General features: G+C 40.8%; 3 protein-coding genes. All 3 read right to left on the reverse strand.

Annotated elements, in window-relative coordinates; genetic code table 11:
• Positions 1-531 (reverse strand): helix-turn-helix domain-containing protein (locus D0T84_RS21950; protein WP_163310050.1); only part of this gene is annotated, 531 nt, incomplete at its 3' end.
• 48 nt (positions 532-579) lie between these two features.
• Positions 580-1,329: an N-acetyltransferase gene (locus D0T84_RS21955; RefSeq protein ID WP_163310051.1), complete on the reverse strand. Its 750-nt coding sequence runs from the start codon at positions 1,327-1,329 to the stop codon at positions 580-582.
• Positions 1,326-1,853 (reverse strand): GNAT family N-acetyltransferase, encoded by a 528-nt coding sequence (locus D0T84_RS21960; protein WP_163310052.1) that lies wholly within the window; start codon positions 1,851-1,853, stop codon positions 1,326-1,328. The genes D0T84_RS21955 and D0T84_RS21960 overlap by 4 nt, the downstream gene beginning before the upstream one ends.
• Between the last annotated feature and the right edge of the window lie 127 nt (positions 1,854-1,980).

A 1,980-nucleotide genomic window follows, 5' to 3' on the forward strand; every position in this document is an offset into this window, starting at 1 on the left:
GCGCACATACACTGCCTTCATTTCAGGCATTTCCTTTACTTCAATGTTTGCTTTCATAAAATAAAATTGATTTGATTCGACGATACAAAGGTCGGTGTTCTTGCCTGTATCGCTTTTCAAATTCTTGCGGAGCATTTGTCCATTCTTGCTAAACAGCTTTCCGTTTTGCGAATAGACGGGTTTATCGGCTTTGCTGAACTGGCTGGGCGTCATGCCGAAGTGTTTTTTGAAAGTCCGGCTGAATAAAGAAACGCTTCCAAAGCCACAACCGTAGGCAATTTCAGTGATGGTCTCAGGAACAGCTTCGCGGAGTTTCCATGCGGCTTTCTCCACTCGTAGGCGTTGGATGTAGTCGATGGGCGTTTCGCCAATCAGGAAAGAGAAAATCCGGTGAAAATGAAATGGGGAGAAGTTGGCAACGTCGGCGATGCTTTTTAACTCCAACGGCTTGTCGAGGTGTTGGTCGATATAATCCATCACCCGGTTAATACGTGCACGGTATTCTATGCGGCTGCTTTCTTGTATGTTCATAATCGGCAAAGGTAGTCGGAAGGAAAGAGATGGAGTGTCCTATTCTTGCTACTTTTTGAGTATCCTCTTTAAGTTCTCAACACTCAACAGATTCACCGTCTCGAATCGTCCTTTATAAAACACCGCCCAGTTGTTGAAAACGCAAGGCAATTCTTTCGCTTTTTGCAGTGTATCCACTTGAATTAAGGAGGCGGGAATATCGTGCGTGTCGCAATACTGCCTTAACACTTCAATGGTTTGATAGACAAACGGACACTGCATACTATAATAAATAGTCAGTTCTTTATTGTTTATTTCTTGTATCTTAACGTTTTGTGCGAACTTCGGTGTTGTACCGTCGAAAGAGAGTGCAAGTAATTCATAGCCGTTATCAGTCGTATCAACCACTTCAAATCCAAACCTCTTGGCAAACGATTGGTCAGAAAGCCAAGCCTTTTGCTTTGTCGATCCGAGTATACAAATGCCTGATTTACCTTTCGCTTTGGCATCAGCCACGCAATACTCCAACAATGATTTAGCGTATCCTTTCCCTTTGTAATCGCCCAAGACCCACAAGCAATATAGATAAATGTAGTTGTCGCCGACGATGGGAACCCAAGCTGTTTCGAGCGGAGCATATTCGATGAAAACTGTTGCCTTTGCATTCAATTTTCTAAATACATGACCTTCGGTTAGTCGATCAGTAAGCCATTGTCGCTTTGCTTCTATGCCCGGGTGAGTTACTTTGCTACGGATAATACAGCATAGATGTTCGTTGGCAAGGTTTTCGGGTGTTATGTTTATGAAATCGGCATTCATATTATTGCTTTTCTATAATCTCCGTCTTTCTTTTTCATAAATCCATTACTTAATAGTGCCTTTATGGAGAAAGTGTTTTCTTCCGAAGGGTCTGCTGTTATCTCACGTCCGCCTAAAGCTGTGATTTTTTCTTCTAACTGCTGAATAACAATTTTGCTGATGCCTTTATTCAGATACTCCTCTTCCCCAATCAGATAACCTATTTCAAAGGTATGGTTTTTCTCTGTTACATCCCCATATAAGCTTTCAAAATCATGCCCTTCCTCTTCTAAATCTTTCAGAAAGAAACAGTCAGCATAAAGGCAGTAGCCTATTTTACGCTCGTTGTGGTAGACAATAAAGTGGGTTAGAAAATTGTACTTGCCGTCTTTGTTGTTAACTTCTTCTAACCAAGCTTTGCGTTGTTCTTCTCCATCGGGACAGAGCCATTTATAAACATAGCCTTTATTGAGCCATTCCTCAAATAAAGGCATATCTTCTTTAAGTAGAGGCTTTAATAGGATGTTTCTTTTGTTTATTACCATGCATTCTATTCTTTTATTGCATCTCTTATTTCTTTTATCGTAAGCCTTCGGTCTGCCTCATCTTTTACAAGATTTATATAGTTTTTACCTTTACGGAGAGATTTAACGATAAATTAAGGAGCCATCA

Origin of the sequence: Dysgonomonas sp. 521 (assembly GCF_010501055.1) — a bacterium.
GTDB lineage: Bacteria > Bacteroidota > Bacteroidia > Bacteroidales > Dysgonomonadaceae > Dysgonomonas.

Coding starts and splice junctions, on each gene's coding strand:
- D0T84_RS21955 (WP_163310051.1), bottom strand. CDS start 1,329: ATGAATGCCGATTTCATAAACATAACACCCGAAAACCTTGCCAACGAA.
- D0T84_RS21960 (WP_163310052.1), bottom strand. CDS start 1,853: ATGGTAATAAACAAAAGAAACATCCTATTAAAGCCTCTACTTAAAGAA.